Source organism: Haloarcula salina (assembly GCF_010119195.1).
In the GTDB taxonomy this organism is placed as follows: domain Archaea; phylum Halobacteriota; class Halobacteria; order Halobacteriales; family Haloarculaceae; genus Haloarcula; species Haloarcula salina.
The window spans coordinates 85346-106174 of sequence record NZ_WRXL01000007.1; the positions used below are offsets into that span (position 1 = coordinate 85346).

Genomic DNA, 20829 nt, shown 5'->3' on the forward strand with positions numbered 1-20829 from the left:
GCCGCGGCGGTCGCCGCCGCTCGCGGGCCCCTCACTCGATCCGCTCGCCGGCGGTGACCGCCGTCTCCAGCCAGTTCGACTCCGGCGGGTAGGGGCAGGAGAAGGTGTCGCTGTAGGCGCAAAACGGCGAGTACGCGAGGTTGAAATCGAGCGTGATCTCGTCGCCGTCTTCGAGGTCGCGGTCCGGCTCTAGCTCCATGTAGCGGCCGCCCTCGTAGGTCTGCTGGCCCGTCGTCTTGTCCCGGAAGGGGACGAACAGCGTCCGCGACTCGTCGGCGGCCTGTCGGAAGCCGTGCAGTTCGCGGGCCTCGCCGTCGAGGTCGAACGACAGCGTCGCGACGTGCAGGTAGCGGACCGTCCGGCCGTCGCTGGTCTCCATGTCGACGGAGTCGGGCGTCTCGTGGACGGCGACGGTCGCCTCGACGCGGTAGTCCGGGTCCGGGTCGAAGTACGCCAGGCCGTCGAAGTCCTCGCGTTCCTCCGGTGGGACGGGCGACTGCGGGTGTTCGGCGAAGAAGCGGTCCTTCTCGTCGCGGTTGGCTTCGAGGCGGTCGGTCCAGGCGTCGTCGGTGGTCATAGCGGAACAGAGGCGGTCGAGCAGTTTCAGTCCGGCGACTCGTGGTCCGCTGCGACCGGGGCCGTATCGCGCGCCGAAACCGTGCCGGGTTTATTATACCCCGAGGATGAACGAAATCATACACAGGGGTGTGTATGGAAGCGACGTTCTACGGCGTGCTGGGGGTCGGCCCCGACGCCGACGAGGAGACGGTAGTCCGCGCCTACCGGGAGCGCTCGAAGTCGGCGCACCCGGACGTGAGCGACGACCCTGACGCCGGCGAGCGCTTCAAGCGGCTCACGACCGCGAAGGAGGTGCTCACCGACGAGACCGAGCGGGCCCGGTACGATCGGCTCGGCCACGAGACGTACGTGCGGCGGAATCTCGAAGGGATGTGCGTGGACGACGGTACAGACACGGGCGGCGTCAGCGAGGCCGCCCGGCAGTACGTAGCCGGTGGTGGCGCGAGCACCGGAAGCAGTGGCTCGGCGGCACGCGGCCGGAGCGGCCCGTCCGCGACAACGGCCCAGCGCCCGCGCCAGACCCGAGGTGGAGCCACCGGCTACGGGACCGCCGCGGACTACTACCGGCCCGGCCAGCGGGTCGGGTCGGCGGAGACGGCGGGGGCGGGGTCGGTTCTCGCGTCGTTCCGCCGGGTCGGCCCGTGGCTGTTCGTCCACCTCGCGCTGTTCGCATGCACGGTGGCCGTGGCCCTCCTTCTCGCGGTCGGCGGCCTCACCGGCCGGTTCTCGCCGGTCGTGGCCGGCGTGATGGCGCTCTCGACGGTGAGCATCTCGCTCCTCGTCTCGGCGACCCACGTCCTCTCGCGGCTCTCGGCCTGACCGGCGGCGGGAAACCCAAACCCGTTTTTCCCCGCGCCTCGAACCGGACGTATGAACGTACGCACGGTCGCCGACCTGGCTCCGGAGGAGCGGGCGGCGCTGTTCGACCGCGACGCCGGCGTCGAGGCGGTCCGCGACGACGTGGCCGACATCGTCTCGTCCGTCGCCGAGGAGGGGGACGTGGCGCTTCGCCGCTTCGCCGAGGAGTTCGACCACGTCTCGGTGGGGAACATCGATATCACCGACGCCGCCGAGCGGGCCTACGAGGAGATCGACGATCCCGTCCGTGAGGCCATCGAGGACGCCGCCGCGAACATCCGCGCCTTCCACGAGCGGCAGGTCCCCGAGGACTGGCGCGCCGACTTCGAGGGCCGCGAACTCGGGCGGCGCTTCCGACCGCTGGACAGCGCCGGCGTCTACGCGCCCGGCGGCACGGCGGCGTACCCCTCGAGCGCTCTAATGGGGGTCATCCCGGCCAAGGTCGCCGGGGTCGAACACGTCGCGGTCGCGACGCCGCCCGCGGACGAGGTCAACCCCGTCACGCTGGCGGCGATCCACGCCGCCGGCGCGGACGCGGTCTACCAGGTCGGCGGCGCGCAGGCCATCGCGGCGCTCGCCTACGGCACGGAGACGGTGACGGCCACCGACATCGTCGTCGGGCCGGGCAACCGCTGGGTCACCGCCGCGAAGGCCGAGGTGCGCGGCGACGTGGCCATCGACTTCCTCGCCGGCCCCTCGGAGATCATGGTCGTCGCCGACGGGGACGCGGACCCCGGCCTGGTCGCCGCCGACCTCGTCGCGCAGGCCGAGCACGACGAGAACGCCTCCGTCGTCGCGGTCACCGACGACGAGGGCCTCGCCGAGGCCGTCGCGGCCGCCGTCGACGAGCAGGCCGCGGGCCGCGAGCGCGAGGCGGTCATCCGCGGCGCGCTCGAACACGACGCCTCCGGCGTGTTCCTCGCCCGCTCGATGAGCGAGGCCGTCCTGTTCGCCGAGGAGTACGCCGCCGAGCACCTCTCGATCCAGGCCGACGACGACGAGGCGCTCTTGGAGCGCATCCCCTCCGCGGGATCGGTGTTCCTCGGCCCGTACAGCCCCGTCGCGGCCGGCGACTACGCCGCCGGGACGAACCACGTCCTTCCGACCGGGGGGAGCGCACGCGTCACCGGCGGCCTCTCCGTCGACACCTTCGTCCGGTCGACGACGGTCCAGCGCCTCACCGAGGACTCGCTGGGAGACATCAGCGAGACGATAACGACTCTCGCCGAAGCCGAGGGCCTCGAAGCACACGCCGAGAGCGTCCGCAAGCGGTTCGAGGACTGAGCTGGATTGGCGTCGCTGTCGACGGCGTCACTGTTAACACGTTCGGGCTCCCACTTTTCGGTATGAGTAGCACTGCGGACGACGGCGACCCCGATCTCGGCGGCGAGGACGTGGGCGTCACCGAGCAGGCGGCGGCGGAGGCACTGGACCTCCTCGAGAGCGAGGGGATGGACATAGAGGAGTCCGGGCTCCGCCTGTACGTCCAGCAGGGCGGCTGCGCCGGCCTCTCCTACGGAATGCGGTTCGAGCACGAACCGGAGCCCGACGACGAGATATTCGAGCGCCACGGACTCCGGGTGTTCGTCGACGACGCCAGCATCGACTACATCGAGGGCTCGGTGCTGGCCTACGAAGGCGGCCTGCAGGGGGCCGGCTTCCACGTCGAGAATCCGAACGTGGTCAGCGAGTGCGGCTGCGGCGAGTCGTTCCGGACGTAGCCTATTCTGCGAGTTCGAACGCCACGACCACCTCTGCCTGGTACTCGCGGCCCTCGACGCTCGCGATCTCGACGCCGAGTTCCTCCACCTCGACCCATTTGACGTTGTCGAGCGTCGCCTCCGCGCGCTCGATGGCGTCGTCCGCGGCCTTGTCGAAGCTCTCCGAACTGGTCCCGATGAGCGTGATTTTCTTGAAAACCATGTGTATCTGTCGTTGATCCGGGCGCCCTCGTCGCGATGCGGGGCCGCCCTAGCTCCGCGTTCTCTCGGAGGGGTGATATAAGTTAGCAGGGGGCCCGGTGGCGTCGGCCTATCGCTGCACCGACGCGCCCAGCGAGTCGAGCACGTCGAAGAAGTCCGGGAAGGACACGTCGACGTGTTCCGCACCGGTCACGGTCGTCTCGCCGTCGGCCACGAGGCCGGCGACGGCCAGCGACATGATTATGCGGTGGTCCGCGCGCCCGTCGACGGTCGCGCCGGTGAGGTCGCTCTCCTCGCCGTAGACGACGAGTTCGTCACGCCGTTCCTCGACCTCGGCCCCCATCTTCGTCAGTTCCTCGGCCATCGCGCTCACGCGGTCGGTCTCCTTGTAGCGGACGTGCTCGGCGTCGGTGATGTGCGTGACGCCGTCGGCGGCGGCCCCGAGCGTGGCGATGGTGGGCAGGAGGTCCGGCGTGTCCTTGACGCCGACCTCGACGCCCGACAGCGCGGACTTCGAGACCTCGATTTCCCCGTTCTCGCGGTCCCAGTCGAGCGCGGCCCCCATCTCGTCGAGGACGTCGACGATGGCCGAGTCGCCCTGGGCGCTCGGGAACGCGGACGTGACCAGCAGGCCGTCCTCGGCGGCGAGCGCGCCGGCCGCGAGCAGGTAGCTCATCGACGAGAAGTCGCCGGGGACGCTGTACTCGCCGCCCGTCGGCGCGTAGGACTGCCCGCCGGCGACGGTGAACCCCTCGGCGGTCCGCTCGGCGGCGACGCCGTAGTCGTCGAGCACCTCCAGCGTGATGTCGACGTACGGCGAGGACTTGAGGTCGGTCGTCAGGTCGATGTCGACGCCGTCGGGCGTGACGGCCCCCGCCATCAGCAGCGCGGTGATGTACTGCGAGGACACGTCGCCGGGAATCTCGACCGCGCCGCCGTCGACGCCGCCGCCGACGACCAGCGGGGCCTGTCCGTTCCGCCGGGTCGACTCGGCCTCGCCGTCAAGCTGTTCGACGGCGTCGAGCAGCGGCCCCTGCGGGCGCGAGCGGAGCGAGTCGTCGCCCGTCAGCACTGTCAGGTCGTCCTGCAGGGCGGCCGTCGCGGTGACCAGGCGCATCGTCGTGCCGCTGTTGGCGCAGTCGATCACGTCATCGGGCGTGTCCGGGCGGCCGTCGAAGCCGGTCACGTCCAGTTCGCGCTCGTCGGCCGAGAGCGAGACGGACCCGCCGTAGGCCTCGACGGCCCGCATCGTGGCCCTCGTGTCGGCGCTGACGAGCGGGTCGCGGACGACCGCGCCGTCGGCGTAGCCCGCGGCGAGAATCGCTCGGTGCGTGTAGCTCTTCGACGGCGGAGCCTGTGCGGTCCCCGAGACCGTCGACGGAGTAATGGTGACGTCCATGCCCGGTCGGTTGCGGCCGCGCGACAAGAGGCTACCGCTCTCCGCGACCGCCGCCCGGTGCCGCGTTCGCCGACTGCCCCGAGGGAGACGTATTTGAGTCTCGCGGTCGGAGTGCCTCGCATGAAACCCGATCTCTCCGCGCTCGACGCGTATCTCGATGAGGCCGGCGTCGACGGCTACCTGCTCGACGCGGACTCCGAGGCGTCCGACCAGTACTACCTCTCGGGCTTCGACGCGCCGGACCCGTTCGTCACGCTGTACGACGGGGAGACGCACCTGCTCTTCCCGCGGAGCCTGGAGTTCGGCCGCGCCAAGCGCGAGTCGCGGGCCGACACCGTCGAGCGCTACGTCGACTTCGACCACCAGTCGAAGATCGAGGAACACGGCACCGAGGACGCCGTCTCGTACGTCCTCGCTGACTTCCTCGGCTCGTACGACGTGGACAGCGTCGCCGTCCCGCCGCGGTTCCCGCTCCGGACCGCCGACGGCCTGCGAGCCCGCGGCGTCGAGGTGACGGCCGACACCGACGGCGTCGTCACGGAGATCCGCGCGACGAAGACCGACGCCGAAATCGAACACGTGCGGGCGGCACAGCGGGCGAACGAGGCGGCCATGCAGGCCGCCGAGGACTTGCTGGCTTCGGCGACGGTCGCCGCGGACGACACGCTCGAAGTCGACGGCGAGACGCTGACGAGCGAGCGCGTCAAGGAGGAGATCGAGGTGACGCTGCTGCGCCACGGCTGTTCGCTCGACGAGACCATCGTGGCCTGCGGCGCGGACGCGGCCGACCCGCACGACCGCGGGAGCGGACCGCTGTCGGCCGCCGAGCCCATCATCGTCGACATCTTCCCGCGGGACAAGGCGACGAAGTACCACGCCGACATGACCCGGACGTTCTCGAAGGGGGAGCCGAGCGAGACGGTCCGGGAGTGGTACGACCTCACCGAGCGGGCGATGGACGCGGCCTTCGAGGCGCTCGAAGCGGGCGCGACCGGCGAGGGAGTCCACGACGCCGTCTGTGACGTGTACGAGGAGGCCGGTCAGCCGACCCTACGCGACGACGAGCGGACCGAGACGGGGTTCATCCACAGCACCGGCCACGGCGTCGGCCTGGACGTGCACGAACTCCCGCGCCTGTCGCCGACCGGCGGCGACCTCGAACCCGGACACGTCGTCACGGTCGAACCGGGCCTGTACGACCCCGCCGTCGGCGGCGTCCGCATCGAGGACATCGTCGTCGTCACCGAGGACGGCTACGAGAACCTGACCGACTACGAGATGTCCCTGGTCGTCTGAGCGTGGCCCGCGACGGCGGCCGGGTTCCGTCTCCCGCCGGCCGCCCCGATCGATTCGGGCGTCGTGTGGTACCTCGTCACAGTATTTTTGCGCCACTACATCATGAACATTTATTATGGATTGGTCGAAAGGTGGTGATACCCTATGCTTGTACCCAAAGCACGCCGTTCGCTCGACTCGCACACGACACCGGCCGCCGACCACACACCACCCACACGACCCCCAGGATGACGACACGAATCACGAACCCCACGGACGAGGAAGCGTACCCGACCACCATTCCGACCTTCGGCGACACGGACGGCCGCTCGCGCAGTCGCGCCGCGCCGATGATGTTCTCCCCGACCAGCCAGTCGACGATGGGCCAGTTCGACACCGAGGCCACCGACCCTCGCTGACGAGGCGACGCTTCGGCGACGGACCGGGCCGCGCTGGCGCGGGACACAACGCATTTCCCGCCCGACTGCCTCCGTGACGACATGGCCGATTACACGACGGTATCCATCCCGAAAGACCTCGCAGAGCGCGTCGAGGACACCATCGAGGGGACCAGTTTCTCCAGCACGTCCGACCTCGTCCGGTTCCTGCTGCGGAGCATCGTCGTCCAGCACCAGCGCGAGGGCGAGCTGACGGAGGCGCAGTTCCAGGACATCGCCGACCAGCTCCGCGACCTGGGCTATCTGGAGTAGACCGTTACTGCGGGTACTCCTCGGGCGGTTCCACGTCGAGTATGGCCACTTCTTTCGGCTGACCCGCTCGGTCGAAGGCCCCGAAGGAGTCGGTGTCCCACGGCGGGACGGCGACGAAGATCACCTCGTGGAGGTCGTCGGTCTTGTCGACGCCCATGTACCCCGAGGGGTGCGAGACGAACCGGCCCTGGGTTTGCCCGGCCGGCGTCCCGAGGTCCATCCCGAACACTGCCCTGACGGACGCGCCGGCGGAGGGGAGGTAGAAGTCGGTGAACACCGGCGTCTCGGGCGGCAGCTCGGCGTCGGGGATGTCCTCGGCCCGCGTGACGGCCAGCGAGATCGTCACGTCGTCCGGTTCGGCCTCTCTCGCCAGTCGCAACAGCGTCTCGACCAGTCCGCGGGTGACATATACCACGGTACTATTTCGCAGGGTGCGGGTAAAACACCGTCGCCGCCCCGGGTCAGTCGAACACGAACGACTTGAGGTTCTTCGCGTACAGGCCCGGCGTCCGGCCGCGGGACCCGCGCAGCGCGTAGGCGAGCGCCTCCGTCGCGTCGTCCATCACGCTCTCGCCGTGACCGACGAGGAGCCGGTCGGGGTCGAGCCGACCGAGCTTCTTCGGCGGGAGCAGGCGGAGCATCGGGTGGACGCCGAGACGCTCGTTCCCGGCGCGGAAGTACTCCGCCGTCCCGACCGCCTCGGTGACGACCATCGTGTCGTCCGCGTCGCCGTAGATGGCTGCTTCCTTCCAGAACGGGTTCTCGACGACCGTGTGGACGCCGTAGTCCGTACCGGGGAGCTGTCGATGGACCGTCTCCGTCGGCGCGTTGAGGTCGTCCGCGATGCCCGAGAGCGCCTCGGGGAGGTACACGGGAACGTCGTGGCGGTTCGCGACGGCGGCGCTGTCGCGCTTGTGGCGGTCCAGCAGGACGACGACGCCCGCGACCTCGCCGAACTCGGCGAACAGGTCGTCGACTCCCTCGGCGTCGACCGGATCGACGACGAACACGCCCGCGTCGGTCGCCAGTGCGTGACTCGCGCGCTGCATCCGTTCGTGTGGGTACGCGATCCAGCTCGCGCCGCGGTCCCAGCGGCCGCTCTCCGCCCAGCCGGTCGCCGCTCCCGAGCCTTTCATTGGCATACCGCGCCGTAGGGGCCTGACCGGAATAAATGGTCGAGAAGCGGACACTCCCGTCCTCGGTACCGAGCGGTCCCCAGCGTCTTTGTCCGTCGCGGTCGAAGCCATCGGCATGCTCTCCGCGCCCGCCTGGCTCACGCTGGAAGTGAAGTACCCGGACCGCGCGACGGCGTTCTACGACGCCTTCCTCGAACTCGACGTGGTGTCCGAGACAGAGGACGCGGCCGTGCTCGCGGTCGGCGACACGGAGCTCCGACTGCGGGCGCCCGGTCCCGTTCCGCGGGGCGGCCTGCACACCCACTACGCGATGACGATTCCCGAGCGGGAGTACGACGACTGGTACGACCGACTGGACGAGCGCTTCGACCTGGTCGAACACGCGTTCGGCGACGCCCGCTCGCTGTACTTCTACGACCCGGAGGGCAACTGCGTCGAACTCGGGGAGCGCAGCGTCGACGGGGACGGCGTGACCGGCCTGTTCGAACTCGTCCTCGAAGTCGAGGACCTGTCGTCGGCCGTCGAGTTCTACGGCGCGCTGGGCTTCGAGGTGGTCGACGACGGCCGCGAGGAAGGTCGCGTGCGGCTGTCGACCGGCGAACTGGACCTCGAACTGTGGTCGCCGCGACTGGGCATCGCCGACGCCCGCGGCGGCGTCCACGTCGACTTCGGCGTGGTCGCGGACTCGCCGAGATCGACGGCACGGGAAGTCGCCGACGACGCGCTCGCGGTCACGTCCGTGGAGGAGGGCGTGCGAGTCCGGGACCCCGACGGGCACTACCTGACGCTGGTCTCGGACGGATAGGTCGCCCTCGCCGTCGGACGCGGTAAAGGAATATAATGAGTTACCGGGTGCTACTAGACCTATAGACCCCTCATAGGCCGATTCTTTACCCGTCGAGCGCGTATCGTCGACCGATGACAGCGACTGATCCAGGGGTGGATCCAGACCCGCCACCGAAGACGACCCTCTTCTGTCCGGACTGCGGGCATCGGAGCCGCTACGACGGCGACTGGCGCGTCGTCGAGAGCCGTCGCGGCGCTCGCTACCTGTGTCCGACGTGTCGAACCGAGATCACCGTCCGTCGGCCCGATTCGGCGCGGTGTCCGCCGCGAGCCGGCGTCGATCCGTGGCGACAGTGGCGAACGGCCCTTCGCGCCTGGCAGGGGCTGTGGCGACGGTTCCTCGCGTCCTGAGCCGGACGCGTCTCGCGGGACACGGGCTTCCGTCTCGCTCCAGCGGCCGCTTTACTCGAGCAAGTCTGCGTCGATGCTGACGCCCGGCGGCGTCACCACGAGGAAGCCCCGGAAGTGCATCAGTTCGCCCCCGGCCTCTTTGACCGGCCGGGCGAACCCGGCGGCGAGTTCGTTCAGGTCGCCGTCGACGTTGAGGACGAGCACCGACCCGTTCTCGATCGTCTCGATCCACTGGTCGGCCGGTTCGGAGCCGTCCAGGACGCCGAGAACGACGCGGTCGCTCCCGCTCCCGTCGCCACCGTCGTCCATCTGGTCCTCTACGGCCTGCAGGTCCAGTCCCTCGAAGTCGCTCATGGGCTACCCATGCGCGTCCACCGCAAAAACCCTGTCTCCCCGTCTGACGCGCGGCAGTCGCGCGCCGGAACCGCACGGCACCGGGCGTGTGCCGTGTCCACGTGCCACCGGTTTCATGGACAACTATAAATATCGGAAGCGTCCAGATACAGGTGCTTATGTCCAACAACGAGGGCACGTCGGGATCTCCGGCGGATCGAGTTCTTCCAGGGCACACTGGATTCCACGTCTGAGATAACAGACGCACGGATTTTCGACACCACGCTGCGCGACGGTGAGCAGTCACCACGCACGTCGTTCAACTACGAGGACAAGCGCGAGATAGCCGCGCTGCTCGACGAGATGGGCACCCACGTCATCGAGGCCGGGTTCCCCGTCAACTCCGACGCGGAGTTCGAGGCAGTGCGCGACATCGCCGAGTCCACGAAAGTGACGACATGCGGGCTGGCGCGCGTGGTCGAGAAAGACATCGAGGCGGCTCTGGATTCGGGTGTGGACATGGTCCACACCTTCGTCTCGACGTCGGACGTACAGTTGCAGGATTCCATGCACGCGACCCGTCAGGAGGCGCTCGACACCGCCGTCGAGTGCGTCGAGATGATCAAAGAGGCGGGCGTCGAGTGCATGTTCTCGCCGATGGACGCCACGAGGACCGACGAGGACTTCCTCGTCGAGGTCATCGAGGCCACGTCCGAGGCGGGTGCGGACTGGATCAACATCCCGGACACCTGCGGGGTGGCGACGCCGCGGCGCTTCTACGACCTCATCGAGATCGTGGACGACAGCACCGACGCCTACATCGACGTGCACGCGCACGACGACTTCGGGCTGGCGGCGGCCAACGCCATCTCCGGCTTCGAGGCCGGTGCGAGCCAGGCGCAGGTGTCGGTCAACGGCATCGGCGAGCGGGCCGGCAACGCGGCCTACGAGGAGGTCGTGATGGCGCTGGAGTCGCTGTACGACGTCGACACCGGAATCGACACGACCCGGATCACCGAGCTCTCCCGCATCGTCGAGGAGAAGTCCGACATCCCGGTGCCGGCGAACAAGCCCGTCGTCGGGCGCAACGCCTTCTCCCACGAGAGCGGCATCCACGCCGCGGGCGTCATCGAGAACTCCGACACGTTCGAACCGGGCGTCATGACGCCGGAGATGGTGGGTGCCGAGCGCGAACTGGTGCTCGGGAAACACACCGGCGCGCACTCGGTACGCGAGCGCCTCGTCGACGCGGGCTACGACCCGACCGACGCCGAGGTCCGGGAGGTGACCCGCCGCGTCAAGGAGTACGGCGCGGAGGAACAGGTCACCATGAGCGTGCTGGAACGGTTCGCCGAGGAGGTCGGCGTGACCGAGGAGACCGAGGAGGTCCGCGCGTAGGCCGATGTCCTCGTCTCCGGTCGACACCGTGAGCCGCCAGCGGCGGGTGAGCACGGACTCCCCCCGCGTCGCCCGTCAGCAGCTATCACAGAACGTTTATTATCGGGGACGAACAGCTATCGGACGTGATGCCCGCGAGCGCTGGATCGGCGGTTCGCTCCTCCGACAGCGCCGCGTTCGCTATTCTCGGCACGGGTATTGTAGGGGCCGTATAGCCCCTCACTTCCCATTTTCACCCCCGGTCGAACCGTTTCGCAACAACACCACAGAGTCACGAGTCATGCATACAGCACACACCGCACCGACGTATCGAACGCGAACGCAGGGAGGGACGAACGCATGAGCGAGCGTGCGTCCGTTCCGAAAGAGGACGAAGAATCGACCGAGTCGACCGACGAGCAGTCTCCCGTCACGACGGGGGCGCAGTCGGTCATCCGGGCGCTCGAAAACGCTGGCGCGGACTACGTCTTCGGCGTCCAGGGCGGGGCCATCATGCCGGTCTACGACGCGCTGTACGACTCCGATATCACGCACGTGACGATGGCCCACGAACAGGGGGCCTCGCACGCTGCTGACGCCTACGGAATCGTCACCGGCGACCCGGGTATCTGTTTCGCCACCTCCGGACCGGGCGCGACGAACCTCGTGACCGGCATCGCCGACGCCAACATGGACTCCGATCCGGTCATCGCGCTGACCGGCCAGGTCCCCACCGAATTCGTCGGTAACGACGCCTTCCAGGAGACAGACACGGTGGGCATCACCCAGCCCATCACGAAGGAGAGCTACTTCGCCGCCGACTCCGATACCGTCGGCGACAACGTGAGCGAGGCCTTCGCGCTGGCCAACGCCGGCCGGCAGGGCCCGACGCTCGTCGACCTGCCCAAGGACGTGACGCAGGGCGGCACCGAGGTCGAACCGAAGGCACCCCAGACGCCGGACACGTACGACGTGCCCGAGGAGGCCGACGACGCGGCCGTCCAGGAGGCCGCAGACGCGGTGGCCGCGGCGGACCGCCCGGTCATCCTCGCCGGCGGCGGCGTCATCAAGGCCAACGCCTCGAACGCGCTGCGGGAGTTCGCGATGGAGTACGAGGTCCCGGTCGTCACGACGATGCCCGGCATCGGGAGCTTCCCCGAGGACCACGAACTCTCGCTGGAGTGGGCGGGGATGCACGGCACGGGCTACGCCAACATGGCCATCACGAACACCGACTGCCTGCTGGCGGTCGGGACGCGCTTCGACGACCGCCTGACCGGCGGCGTCGACTCCTTCGCGCCCGACGCGGAGGTCGTTCACGTCGACATCGACCCCGCGGAGATCAGCAAGAACATCTACGCCGACTACCCGCTTGTCGGCGACGCCCGCGAGGTGCTCCGCCAACTGTTCGACGCGATGCCGAGCGCGCCCGACGCCGACGAGTGGCGCGACCAGTGCCAGGCGTGGAAGTCGGAGTACCCGATGAGCTACGACACGCCCGACGACGAGCCGCTGAAGCCCCAGTACGTCGTCGAGACGTTCTCCGACGTGACGCCGGACGACACCATCGTCTGTACCGGCGTCGGCCAGCACCAGATGTGGGCGTCCCAGTTCTGGGAGTTCACCGAGCCCCGGACGTGGGTCTCCTCCCACGGCCTGGGGACCATGGGCTACGGCGTGCCGGCCGCCATCGGCGCGAAGCTCGCCGCCCCGGACCAGGAGGTCGTCTGCTTCGACGGCGACGGCTCCTTCCTGATGACCGTCCAGGGCCTCTCGGTCGCCGTCCGCGAGCAACTGGACATCACCTACGTCGTCCTCAACAACGAGGCCGTCGGGATGGTCCGCCAGTGGCAGGACGGCTTCTACGAGGGCCGCCGGATGGCCTCGGAGTACCCGTGGATCCCGCAGTTCGACAAGCTCGCCGAGGCCTTCGGCGCTCGCGGGTTCACGCTGGAGTCCTACGAGAACGTCGAGGAGACGATTCAGGAAGCGCGCGACTACGACGGCCCGAGCGTCATCGACGCCCACATCGACCCCGGGGAGAACGTCTTCCCGATGGTCCCCAGCGGCGGTGACAACGGCCTGTTCGCGCTCGAAGAAGACCATCTGGACATGATCTAACTATGACAGGAGGAATGCCAGGCCCCGCGCCGGACGAACGGATGCGCCCCGCGGGCCGACGCAACACGCAGGGTATCCGCGTCGACCCCGAGGCAGAAGTGACTCACGAGCCCCGACAGGCGGTGCTCTCGGCGCTGGTCAAGCACCGACCCGGGGTCCTCTCGGAGGTGTCGGCGCTGTTCAGTCGCCGGCAGTTCAACATCGAAAGCCTCACCGTCGGCCCGACTGTCGACGAGGACATAGCCCGGATGACGATCCTCATCGAGGAACCGGAACCGGGAATCGACCAGGCGAAGAAACAACTGCGAAAGCTCGTGCCCGTCATCTCGGTCACCGAACTCGAAGGCGAGTCGGTGCGGCGCGAACTCGCGCTGGTGAAGGTCAGCGGCGAGAAGCCCGACGACGTCAACGCCGTCGCCGACATGTACGACGGTCAGGCCGTCGACGCGTCGACCGACTCCGTCACCGTCGAGATCACGGGCAGCAAACAGAAGATCGACGCTGCCGTCGAGGCGTTTGAGCAGTTCGACGTGCAGGAGATCGTGCGGACCGGGGCCGCCGCACTGGAACGCGGCCCCACGACACTCGATAAAGATGTCTGACGAATTCACCACCACCGTCTACTACGACGACGACGCCGACGTATCGACACTCGACGACGAGACCGTAGCCGTGCTGGGCTACGGGTCACAGGGCCACGCTCACTCGCTGAACCTCCACGAATCCGGCGTGGACGTTGTCGTCGGGCTCCGCGAGGATTCCTCCTCGCGCGACGCCGCGGAAGAGGCCGGTCTGCGCGTCGAGACGCCCGACGTGGCGGCCCGAGAGGCCGCCCGCGTCGTCATGCTCGTCCCCGACACGGTCCAGCCCGCTGTGTACGAGGCCATCGAGGACGAACTCGACGCCGGCGACACGCTCCAGTTCGCGCACGGCTTCAACATCCACTACGGCCAGATCGAGCCGCCGGAGGACGTGGACGTGACGATGGTCGCGCCGAAGTCGCCCGGCCACCTCGTGCGCCGGACCTACGAGCGCGGCGAGGGGACGCCCGGCCTCATCGCGATCTACCAGGACGCGACCGGCGACGCGAAAGAGGAGTCGCTGGCCTACGCGAAGGGCGTCGGCTGCACCCGCGCCGGCGTCATCGAGACGACCTTCCAGGAGGAGGTCGAGACGGACCTCTTCGGCGAGCAGGCCGTCCTCTGTGGCGGCGTCACCGAGATGGTCAAGGCCGGCTTCGAGACGCTGGTCGACGCCGGTTACGCGCCGGAGATGGCCTACTTCGAGTGCCTGAACGAACTCAAGCTCATCGTCGACCTGATGTACGAGGGCGGCCACATGGAGATGTGGAACTCCGTCTCCGACACCGCCGAGTACGGCGGCCTGACCCGCGGTGAGGACGTCATCGACCGCGAAGGGATGGACAAGATCCTCGAAGAGGTCCAGAACGGCGAGTTCGCCCGCGAGTGGATCAACGAGAACCAGGCCAACCGGCCCGCCTACAAGCAGTACCGAGACGCCGAACAGACCCACCAGATCGAGGAGGTCGGCGGTCGTCTGCGCGAACTGTTCGCGTGGGGCGAGCAGGCCGACCAGCAGAAAGAGGAAGCACCAGCAGATGACTGACGACGACACACACGAGACGATGCGAAGCGTCGACCACACCCACCCGGAGACGAACGCCACCTTCGGCGCGGCGTTCCGGCGCGGCCCGGTCGTGGCCGCCGACGGAGGCGACCCCGAGGCCGACGAGACGATGGAAGACGTAGACCACGAAGCGCCCGGCGAGGGCGTCACCCGCGCCTACGAGCGCGGGACCGAGGGACGGGACGAGACAGTATGAGTCGAGGCACCCTGTACGACAAGGTCTGGGATCGGCACAAAGTCACCACCCTGCCCAACGGCCAGGACCAACTCTTCGTCGGGCTCCACCTCATCCACGAGGTCACCAGCCCGCAGGCGTTCGGGATGCTCCAGGAGCGCGGTCTCGAGGTCGCGCGACCGGACCTGACCCACGCGACGGTCGACCACATCGTTCCGACGGCGAACCAGGACCGGCCGTACGCGGACGACGCGGCCGAGCGCATGATGGCCGAACTGGAAGAGAACGTCCGCGACGCGGGCATCCAGTTCTCGGACCCGACGACGGGCGATCAGGGAATCGTCCACGTCATCGGGCCGGAGCAGGGCATCACCCAGCCCGGCAAGACCATCGTCTGTGGCGACAGCCACACCTCCACCCACGGCGCGTTCGGCGCGCTCGCGTTCGGGATCGGGACGAGCCAGATTCGCGACGTGCTGGCCACCCAGACCATCGCGATGGAGAAACAGAAGGTCCGCAAGATCGAGGTCACCGGCGAACTCGACGAGGGCGTCGAGGCCAAGGACATCATCCTCGAGATAATCCGCCGGCTCGGCACCGAGGGCGGCGTCGGCTACGTCTACGAGTACGCCGGCGAGACCATCGAGAACCTCGACATGGAGGGACGGATGTCCATCTGTAACATGTCCATCGAGGGCGGCGCTCGCGCGGGCTACGTCAACCCCGACGAGACCACCTACGAGTGGCTGGAGGGGACCGACTACTTCCAGGAACATCCCGAGAAATTCGAGGACCTCAAGCCGTACTGGGAGTCCATCCGCTCGGACGACGACGCCGAGTACGACGACGTGGTCGAGATCGACGCGAGCGAACTCGACCCGGTCGTCACCTGGGGGACCACCCCGGGCCAGGGCATCGGCATCGACGACCCGATTCCGGCCCCCGAGGACCTGCCCGAAGACAAGCAGGACACGGCGCGACGCGCCCAGGAGCACATGCGCGTCGAGCCCGGCCAGAGCATGGAAGGGTACGACATCGACGTGGCCTTCCTCGGCTCGTGTACGAACGCTCGGATGCCCGACCTGCGACGGGCGGCCCGCATCGTCAAGGGCCGACAGGTCGCCGACGACGTGCGCGCGTTCGTCGTCCCCGGCAGCCAGCGCGTCCAGCGCGCCGCCGAGGAGGAGGGCCTGAAGGACATCTTCGAGGAAGCCGGCTTCGAGTGGCGCAACGCCGGCTGTTCGATGTGTCTGGGCATGAACGAGGACCAACTGGAGGGCGACGAGGCCTGTGCCTCCTCCTCGAACCGGAACTTCGTCGGCCGGCAGGGGAGCAAGGACGGCCGCACCGTCCTGATGAACCCCCGGATGGTCGCCGCCGCGGCGATCACCGGCGAGGTCGCTGACGTGCGCGACCTGAAGGAGGTGGCGCTGCAATGAGCGACGCGACCGAGGACATCCCCGAGGTCGATTACGTCGAGGGGACCGGCATCCCCATCCGCGGGAACGACATCGACACGGACCAGATCATCCCCGCGCGGTTCATGAAGGTCGTCACCTTCGACGGCCTGGGCGAGTTCGCGTTCTTCGACGTCCGCTTCGACGACGACGACAACCAGAAGGACCACCCGATGAACGAGGAGCGCTTCCAGGACGCCAACGTCATGGTGGTCAACAACAACTTCGGCTGTGGCTCCTCGCGCGAGCACGCGCCCCAGGCGCTCATGCGCTGGGGCATCGACGCCATCATCGGCGAGGGCTTCGCCGAAATCTTCGCCGGGAACTGCCTGGCGCTGGGCATCCCGACCGTCACGGCCGACCACGAGACGATCAACGCGCTCCAGCAGTGGGTCGACGACAACCCCAGCAAGGAAATCGAAGTCGACGTGGCGGCCGAGACGGTTCGCTACGGCGGCAACGAAGCCAACGTCTCCGTGGACGACGCCCAGCGTCAGGCCCTCGTCGAGGGCATCTGGGACACGACCGCGCTGATGAAGGCCAACCGCAACGCCATCGAGGAGACGGCCGCGCAGTTGCCGTATCTCGACCAGACGCGGTCGGACATCGAAGCGGACGATTAGCTGCGGAGAGTGTTATCTCTCCGGCGTAAGCATCTGGTTCGCAGAAGCGGACGAGTAGCCGCGAGACATACATTTTCGAGCCGTGAGCGGTCGACCCACGAGCGGCGGCCGGGTCGTCCCGCGAGATGCCAAGAGCAATGCGCCTGCGCGTCGCGTCATGGCGCATGGAAGAGATACGGGAGATCCACATCGCGCCGCTCGGCCACGAGCGCGACCGTATCGCCGAGCCGATACGCACGCACAACGCCGACGAGGTGTACCTGCTCTCCGAGAGGGCTGAGCCGGCGCGCCTGACGCCCTACCAGCAGGCGCTGATCGAGGACCTCGACGCGGACGGCGTCACGGTGGAGATGCGCCGGACGGACCTCCACGACCTCTACGACGTGCTGGCGGTCGTCACGACGCTCACCGCCGACCACCCCCAGGACATCGTGCGGGTCAACGTCTCCAGCGGGCCGAAGGTGGCCGCCATCGGGAGCGCAATCGCGTGCATGGCGACGCCGGCGACCGCCTACTACGTCCACCCGGAGCGCCACGTTCCGGCGGTGTCAGAGGAACCGCTTACCAGCGGGATGGACGAGGCGGAGGTCCTCCCGTCGTACCCCATCGAAGCCATCTCCCGCGATCAGGTGGCCGTCCTCGACTACCTGAAGCGGACCAACAGCGAGCGCTACACCGCGAAGAAGTCCGACCTCATCGAGTTCGCCGAGGACGCGGGCCTGGCGTTCATCGACGACGTGGACCCGGCCAACGACAAGGCGAAGTTCGCGCTGTTGAACGCGAACGTCGTCGACCCGCTGGTCGAAGACGGCTACATCACCGTCCGGGACGTGGGCCGAACGAAGCAGGTGGAACTGACCGAAACCGGCGAGAACGTGCTCCACGCCTTCCGGCACAAGCTCTGAACGACGAGCGACCCGTGCCAGTTACCTGATTCTCGACTGTCCCTTCGGTTGCGATAGCGTACGCTGTGTCGATAGTATAGATTGTTTTGATAGTATCTTCGGTATCGATAGTAACGTGATAGTAGCTACATATCAACCCCCGAAATACTCGGGTGCGCACGGTCCCCGGCGACGCGTCGCTGCCCTCCCCCGCTTCGGCCCTCCATCGAGTCGACGCCGTCGTCGCGGCCCGTGCCATCTTGCTGTCGTCCCTGACGTTTCCGGGGCGACCCCGCGGTCCCCCCGTTCGAGACGGTCCCCGCTGACGCTGTTCGAACGCGCGACGGCGAACCGAACCACTTTCACCGGCCGCCCACGTCCCTCCCGCCATGACACACGAGATAGCCGTCATCCCCGGCGACGGGATCGGACAGGAGGTCACGCCCGCCGCCGTCGAGGTACTGGAGGCGCTCGACGCCGTCGACTTCGACTTCGTCGAGGGCGAGGCCGGCGACGCCGTCGAAGCGGAGACGGGCGAGGCGCTCCCGCAGGAGACGCGCGACCTGGCGGCCGACGCCGACGCGACGCTGTTCGGCGCGGCCGGCGAGACCGCCGCCGACGTGATCCTGCCGCTCCGGCAGGTCGTCGGCTCGTTCGCCAACGTCCGCCCGGCGCGGTCGTATCCCGGCCTGGACGCCGTCCAGCCGGACACCGACATCGTGTTCATCCGCGAGAACACCGAGGGCGTCTACAAGGGCATCGAGAGCGAGATCGCCGACGGCGTCACGACCTGCACGCGGGTCATCACCGAGGACGCCTCGGAGAAGATCGCCGAGTACGGCTTCGATTACGCGAAGCGAAACGGCTACGACGACGTGACCATCGCCCACAAGGCAAACGTCATGCGCACCACCGACGGCCTGTTCCTCGACACCGCGGAGGCCGTGGGCCAGGACCGCGGCGCTGACTACGACACGGCGCTGATGGACGCGCTCGCGATGCACCTCGTCATGTCGCCCGAGGACTACGGCGTCGTCGTCTGCCCGAACCTCGCCGGGGACATGCTGTCGGACCTCGCCGCCGGCCTCGTCGGCGGCCTCGGCCTGCTCCCGTCGGCGAACGTCGGCGAGGACAACGCGCTGTTCGAACCGGTCCACGGCTCCGCGCCCGACATCGCCGGCGAGGGCATCGCCAACCCCTCCGCGATGATTCTCTCGGCCGCGATGTTGCTCGATCACCTCGGCTACGACGAGCAGGGCGACGCCGTCCGAGCGGCCGTCGAACAGGTCCTCGACGACGGACCCCGAACCCCTGACCTCGGCGGCGACGCCTCCACCGGGGACGTGACGGCCGCCGTCATCGACGAACTGTAACGGTTTCTCTCCTCGACTTCGAGCAGAAACAAGCATCTTCTCGATAGAAAGAGGTAAATCCGAAGCGAAACAATCACGAGCGAGAGAATGCTCCCGGCCGAGCGAAAGCGCACTATCGTCGAGTTGGTGACAGAGCGGGACGGCTGTTCGGTGTCGGAACTGGCCGCTGAACTCGAGTTCTCCAAGGCGACGATCCGACGGGATCTCCGCGATCTGGAGGCCGAGGGCCGCATCGAGCGGTCTCACGGCGGTGCGGTGCCGGCCACCTCGGTCGGGACCGAGCGCCCCTACGGGCAGCGCGAGGTCGAACAGCTCGCGGAGAAGCAGGCCATCGCCGACCGGGCCGCAGAGGAGGTCCGCGAGGGGCAGGTCGTCTTCTTCGACGCCGGCTCGACGACGATGGAGGTCGCGCGCGCCATCACGGACACCGACTACGTCGCGGCCACGAACATGCCCGAACTGGCCACCGAACTGGCCGACCGGGACGTGAAGACGAAGCTCACCGGCGGGAGCTTCCGGCCGCGGACCCGCGCGCTCGTCGGCCCGACCGCGGAGCGGTTCATCGAGCGGACGAACTTCGACCTGCTCTTTCTGGGGACCAACGCGCTCGACGGCGTCGCCGGGCTGTCGACCCCCAACGAGGGCGAGGCGTCGATCAAGGAGCTGATGGTCGAGCAGGCGAGCCGCGTCGTGCTCGTCGCCGACGCGACGAAATTCGGCGAGCGCAGTTTCATGACCTTCGCGGACCTGTCGGCCGTCGACCTGCTCGTCACCGACGCCCGCCCGTCCGAGTCCCTGTCCGCGGCCCTCGAAGAGGCAGACGTCACCGTCGCAGGAGTCATCCCATGATCGTCACAGTCACCTACAACCCAGCAGTCGACCAGACCGTCCAGTTCGACGAGCCGATGGCCCCCGACCGCGTGCTGCGCGCGACCGACGCGCACTTCGACGCCGGCGGCAAGGGGATCAACGCCGCCCAGTTGCTCACAGCCATGGACCGCCCGTGCGTCGCGACCGGCCTGCTCGGGGGCTTCACCGGTGCGTTCATCCGCGACGAACTCCGGGCCGACGGCGTCGAGACGGCGTTCGCCGACGTGGGCGGGACGACGCGGCTCAACACGACCGCCATCGCCGACGCCGAGGAGTACAAGCTGAACCAGTCCGGCCCAGCGGTCGACGCGTCCGTCGTCGACGCCCTGCTCGACCGCGTCGCGGCCCAGGACCCCGACCGCGTGCTCGTCGGTGGGAGCCTGCCGCCGGGGCTGTCCGCCGACGCCATCGACCGAATCGCCGCGGGCGGCGACTGGGAGACTGTCGTCGACACCGGCGGCGACCTCCTTCGCGAACTCGACGCCCACTACGGCCTGTGCAAACCGAACCGCGAGGAACTCGGCGAGGCCACCGGCGCGGACGTCTCGAGCGTGGAGGGCTGTGCCCGCGCGGCCGACCGGTTCAGAGCCCGCGGCTTCGACCGCGTGCTGGCTTCGATGGGCGGCGACGGCGCGGTGCTCGCGAGCGAGGACGGCCTGCTGTTCGCCCGCGCGCTCGACGTGGACGTGGTCGACACCGTCGGCGCGGGTGACGCGCTGCTCGCCGGTGTGCTCGGCGCGTGGGAGGCCGGCGCGGACGACGAGACCGCGCTCAGGACCGGCGTCGCCGTCTCCTCGCAGGTCGTTCAGCAGGCCGGGACGGCGGTCCCCGACCTGAGCGAAATCGAGTCGGTGCGAGAGCGCGTGTCGGTCGAACGGCTGTAGACAGTCAAT

Annotated in this window: 25 protein-coding genes; 19 read left to right on the top strand and 6 right to left on the bottom strand. The window is 68.5% G+C overall.

The genetic code is table 11. The features are described 5' to 3' along the window. Positions 1-31 precede the first annotated feature (31 nt). Positions 32-577, bottom strand: coding sequence for a DUF1684 domain-containing protein (locus GM656_RS16815; RefSeq protein ID WP_162414855.1), 546 nt, complete (start codon positions 575-577; stop codon positions 32-34). Positions 578-711: 134 nt separating this feature from the next. Here GM656_RS16815 and GM656_RS16820 point away from each other — a divergent pair, with 134 nt between their 5' ends. The 3 genes from GM656_RS16820 to GM656_RS16830 all read left to right on the top strand — a co-directional run bounded on the left by GM656_RS16820 (position 712) and on the right by GM656_RS16830 (position 3158). Then, entirely contained in the window at positions 712-1398 is a 687-nt protein-coding gene (locus GM656_RS16820) for a DnaJ domain-containing protein (protein WP_162414856.1), read from the top strand. Between the two features lie 51 nt (positions 1399-1449). After that, a complete protein-coding gene (hisD, locus tag GM656_RS16825) occupies positions 1450-2721 on the top strand; it encodes a histidinol dehydrogenase (protein WP_162414857.1) in 1272 nt (423 codons plus the stop codon). A 62-nt stretch (positions 2722-2783) separates the two neighbouring features. Continuing rightward, positions 2784-3158 carry a HesB/IscA family protein gene (locus GM656_RS16830; protein WP_162414858.1) on the top strand — a complete coding sequence of 125 codons (375 nt, stop codon included), beginning with the start codon at positions 2784-2786 and terminating at the stop codon, positions 3156-3158. 1 nt (position 3159) lies between these two features. Here the strand turns inward: GM656_RS16830 and GM656_RS16835 are convergent, their stop codons facing one another. Further along, complete coding sequence (locus GM656_RS16835) at positions 3160-3360, bottom strand: dodecin (RefSeq protein ID WP_162414859.1); 201 nt, start codon at positions 3358-3360, stop codon at positions 3160-3162. A gap of 108 nt (positions 3361-3468) precedes the next feature. Beyond that, the gene (aroA, locus tag GM656_RS16840) at positions 3469-4758 is read right to left on the bottom strand and encodes a 3-phosphoshikimate 1-carboxyvinyltransferase (protein ID WP_162414860.1); all 1290 of its coding nucleotides are present in this window, start codon (positions 4756-4758) and stop codon (positions 3469-3471) included. Positions 4759-4878: 120 nt separating this feature from the next. On the opposite strand from aroA, the gene GM656_RS16845 reads away from it, so the two are divergent. The 3 genes from GM656_RS16845 (at position 4879) to GM656_RS16850 (ending at position 6743) form a co-directional block, all read left to right on the top strand. Beyond that, on the top strand, positions 4879-6054 hold the full coding sequence (locus GM656_RS16845) for a M24 family metallopeptidase (RefSeq protein WP_162414861.1): 1176 nt from the start codon (positions 4879-4881) through the stop codon (positions 6052-6054). Between the two features lie 227 nt (positions 6055-6281). Beyond that, on the top strand, positions 6282-6452 hold the full coding sequence (locus tag GM656_RS19185; protein WP_174243004.1) for a hypothetical protein: 171 nt from the start codon (positions 6282-6284) through the stop codon (positions 6450-6452). A gap of 81 nt (positions 6453-6533) precedes the next feature. Continuing rightward, positions 6534-6743 carry a ribbon-helix-helix domain-containing protein gene (locus GM656_RS16850; protein WP_162414862.1) on the top strand — a complete coding sequence of 70 codons (210 nt, stop codon included), beginning with the start codon at positions 6534-6536 and terminating at the stop codon, positions 6741-6743. 4 nt (positions 6744-6747) lie between these two features. Here the strand turns inward: GM656_RS16850 and GM656_RS16855 are convergent, their stop codons facing one another. Both GM656_RS16855 and GM656_RS16860 read right to left on the bottom strand, forming a co-directional pair. Further along, complete coding sequence (locus GM656_RS16855; RefSeq protein ID WP_162414863.1) at positions 6748-7158, bottom strand: hypothetical protein; 411 nt, start codon at positions 7156-7158, stop codon at positions 6748-6750. Between the two features lie 46 nt (positions 7159-7204). Continuing rightward, positions 7205-7885, bottom strand: a complete 681-nt coding sequence (locus tag GM656_RS16860; protein ID WP_206673731.1) for a hypothetical protein — start codon at positions 7883-7885, stop codon at positions 7205-7207. A 109-nt stretch (positions 7886-7994) separates the two neighbouring features. Between GM656_RS16860 and GM656_RS16865 the strand changes: the two genes are divergently transcribed. After that, positions 7995-8684 (top strand): VOC family protein, encoded by a 690-nt coding sequence (locus GM656_RS16865; RefSeq protein ID WP_162414864.1) that lies wholly within the window; start codon positions 7995-7997, stop codon positions 8682-8684. Positions 8685-8797: 113 nt separating this feature from the next. After that, on the top strand, positions 8798-9076 hold the full coding sequence (locus tag GM656_RS16870) for a hypothetical protein (protein ID WP_162414777.1): 279 nt from the start codon (positions 8798-8800) through the stop codon (positions 9074-9076). Between the two features lie 51 nt (positions 9077-9127). On the opposite strand, the gene GM656_RS16875 is transcribed toward GM656_RS16870, so the two are convergent. Further along, positions 9128-9430 (bottom strand): DUF5779 family protein, encoded by a 303-nt coding sequence (locus GM656_RS16875; protein WP_162414865.1) that lies wholly within the window; start codon positions 9428-9430, stop codon positions 9128-9130. Between the two features lie 129 nt (positions 9431-9559). On the opposite strand from GM656_RS16875, the gene GM656_RS16880 reads away from it, so the two are divergent. The 11 genes from GM656_RS16880 to pfkB all read left to right on the top strand — a co-directional run bounded on the left by GM656_RS16880 (position 9560) and on the right by pfkB (position 20820). Further along, positions 9560-10807: a LeuA family protein gene (locus GM656_RS16880; protein ID WP_162414967.1), complete on the top strand. Its 1248-nt coding sequence runs from the start codon at positions 9560-9562 to the stop codon at positions 10805-10807. A gap of 339 nt (positions 10808-11146) precedes the next feature. Then, positions 11147-12907 (top strand): biosynthetic-type acetolactate synthase large subunit, encoded by a 1761-nt coding sequence (gene ilvB / locus GM656_RS16885; protein ID WP_162414866.1) that lies wholly within the window; start codon positions 11147-11149, stop codon positions 12905-12907. Positions 12908-12921: 14 nt separating this feature from the next. Beyond that, on the top strand, positions 12922-13509 hold the full coding sequence (gene ilvN, locus GM656_RS16890) for an acetolactate synthase small subunit (RefSeq protein ID WP_162414867.1): 588 nt from the start codon (positions 12922-12924) through the stop codon (positions 13507-13509). Further along, entirely contained in the window at positions 13502-14533 is a 1032-nt protein-coding gene (gene ilvC / locus GM656_RS16895; RefSeq protein ID WP_162414868.1) for a ketol-acid reductoisomerase, read from the top strand. Before ilvN ends, ilvC begins: the two co-directional genes overlap by 8 nt. Beyond that, positions 14526-14750 (top strand): hypothetical protein, encoded by a 225-nt coding sequence (locus GM656_RS16900; protein ID WP_162414869.1) that lies wholly within the window; start codon positions 14526-14528, stop codon positions 14748-14750. The genes ilvC and GM656_RS16900 overlap by 8 nt, the downstream gene beginning before the upstream one ends. After that, the gene (gene leuC, locus GM656_RS16905; RefSeq protein WP_162414870.1) at positions 14747-16168 is read left to right on the top strand and encodes a 3-isopropylmalate dehydratase large subunit; all 1422 of its coding nucleotides are present in this window, start codon (positions 14747-14749) and stop codon (positions 16166-16168) included. Before GM656_RS16900 ends, leuC begins: the two co-directional genes overlap by 4 nt. Then, positions 16165-16809 carry a 3-isopropylmalate dehydratase small subunit gene (gene leuD / locus GM656_RS16910; protein WP_162414871.1) on the top strand — a complete coding sequence of 215 codons (645 nt, stop codon included), beginning with the start codon at positions 16165-16167 and terminating at the stop codon, positions 16807-16809. The genes leuC and leuD overlap by 4 nt, the downstream gene beginning before the upstream one ends. A gap of 164 nt (positions 16810-16973) precedes the next feature. Further along, positions 16974-17714 carry an HFX_2341 family transcriptional regulator domain-containing protein gene (locus tag GM656_RS16915; protein WP_162414872.1) on the top strand — a complete coding sequence of 247 codons (741 nt, stop codon included), beginning with the start codon at positions 16974-16976 and terminating at the stop codon, positions 17712-17714. 368 nt (positions 17715-18082) lie between these two features. After that, on the top strand, positions 18083-19066 hold the full coding sequence (locus tag GM656_RS16920) for an isocitrate/isopropylmalate dehydrogenase family protein (RefSeq protein WP_162414873.1): 984 nt from the start codon (positions 18083-18085) through the stop codon (positions 19064-19066). Between the two features lie 87 nt (positions 19067-19153). Next, positions 19154-19915, top strand: a complete 762-nt coding sequence (glpR, locus tag GM656_RS16925) for an HTH-type transcriptional regulator GlpR (protein ID WP_162414874.1) — start codon at positions 19154-19156, stop codon at positions 19913-19915. Next, positions 19912-20820 (top strand): 1-phosphofructokinase, encoded by a 909-nt coding sequence (pfkB, locus tag GM656_RS16930; RefSeq protein WP_162414875.1) that lies wholly within the window; start codon positions 19912-19914, stop codon positions 20818-20820. The genes glpR and pfkB overlap by 4 nt, the downstream gene beginning before the upstream one ends. The last annotated feature ends 9 nt before the right edge of the window (positions 20821-20829 follow it).

Excerpts from the sequence above, each read along its gene's own strand:
- GM656_RS16815 (WP_162414855.1), bottom strand. The coding sequence starts at position 577 with ATGACCACCGACGACGCCTGGACCGACCGCCTCGAAGCCAACCGCGAC.
- glpR (WP_162414874.1), top strand. The coding sequence starts at position 19,154 with ATGCTCCCGGCCGAGCGAAAGCGCACTATCGTCGAGTTGGTGACAGAG.
- leuC (WP_162414870.1), top strand. The coding sequence starts at position 14,747 with ATGAGTCGAGGCACCCTGTACGACAAGGTCTGGGATCGGCACAAAGTC.
- leuD (WP_162414871.1), top strand. The coding sequence starts at position 16,165 with ATGAGCGACGCGACCGAGGACATCCCCGAGGTCGATTACGTCGAGGGG.
- GM656_RS16845 (WP_162414861.1), top strand. The coding sequence starts at position 4,879 with ATGAAACCCGATCTCTCCGCGCTCGACGCGTATCTCGATGAGGCCGGC.
- GM656_RS16900 (WP_162414869.1), top strand. The coding sequence starts at position 14,526 with ATGACTGACGACGACACACACGAGACGATGCGAAGCGTCGACCACACC.
- GM656_RS16850 (WP_162414862.1), top strand. The coding sequence starts at position 6,534 with ATGGCCGATTACACGACGGTATCCATCCCGAAAGACCTCGCAGAGCGC.
- ilvC (WP_162414868.1), top strand. The coding sequence starts at position 13,502 with ATGTCTGACGAATTCACCACCACCGTCTACTACGACGACGACGCCGAC.
- GM656_RS16860 (WP_206673731.1), bottom strand. The coding sequence starts at position 7,885 with ATGCCAATGAAAGGCTCGGGAGCGGCGACCGGCTGGGCGGAGAGCGGC.
- ilvN (WP_162414867.1), top strand. The coding sequence starts at position 12,922 with ATGCCAGGCCCCGCGCCGGACGAACGGATGCGCCCCGCGGGCCGACGC.
- pfkB (WP_162414875.1), top strand. The coding sequence starts at position 19,912 with ATGATCGTCACAGTCACCTACAACCCAGCAGTCGACCAGACCGTCCAG.
- GM656_RS16915 (WP_162414872.1), top strand. The coding sequence starts at position 16,974 with ATGGAAGAGATACGGGAGATCCACATCGCGCCGCTCGGCCACGAGCGC.
- GM656_RS16820 (WP_162414856.1), top strand. The coding sequence starts at position 712 with ATGGAAGCGACGTTCTACGGCGTGCTGGGGGTCGGCCCCGACGCCGAC.
- aroA (WP_162414860.1), bottom strand. The coding sequence starts at position 4,758 with ATGGACGTCACCATTACTCCGTCGACGGTCTCGGGGACCGCACAGGCT.
- GM656_RS16920 (WP_162414873.1), top strand. The coding sequence starts at position 18,083 with ATGACACACGAGATAGCCGTCATCCCCGGCGACGGGATCGGACAGGAG.
- hisD (WP_162414857.1), top strand. The coding sequence starts at position 1,450 with ATGAACGTACGCACGGTCGCCGACCTGGCTCCGGAGGAGCGGGCGGCG.
- GM656_RS16830 (WP_162414858.1), top strand. The coding sequence starts at position 2,784 with ATGAGTAGCACTGCGGACGACGGCGACCCCGATCTCGGCGGCGAGGAC.
- ilvB (WP_162414866.1), top strand. The coding sequence starts at position 11,147 with ATGAGCGAGCGTGCGTCCGTTCCGAAAGAGGACGAAGAATCGACCGAG.
- GM656_RS16835 (WP_162414859.1), bottom strand. The coding sequence starts at position 3,360 with ATGGTTTTCAAGAAAATCACGCTCATCGGGACCAGTTCGGAGAGCTTC.
- GM656_RS16865 (WP_162414864.1), top strand. The coding sequence starts at position 7,995 with ATGCTCTCCGCGCCCGCCTGGCTCACGCTGGAAGTGAAGTACCCGGAC.
- GM656_RS16870 (WP_162414777.1), top strand. The coding sequence starts at position 8,798 with ATGACAGCGACTGATCCAGGGGTGGATCCAGACCCGCCACCGAAGACG.
- GM656_RS16875 (WP_162414865.1), bottom strand. The coding sequence starts at position 9,430 with ATGAGCGACTTCGAGGGACTGGACCTGCAGGCCGTAGAGGACCAGATG.
- GM656_RS19185 (WP_174243004.1), top strand. The coding sequence starts at position 6,282 with ATGACGACACGAATCACGAACCCCACGGACGAGGAAGCGTACCCGACC.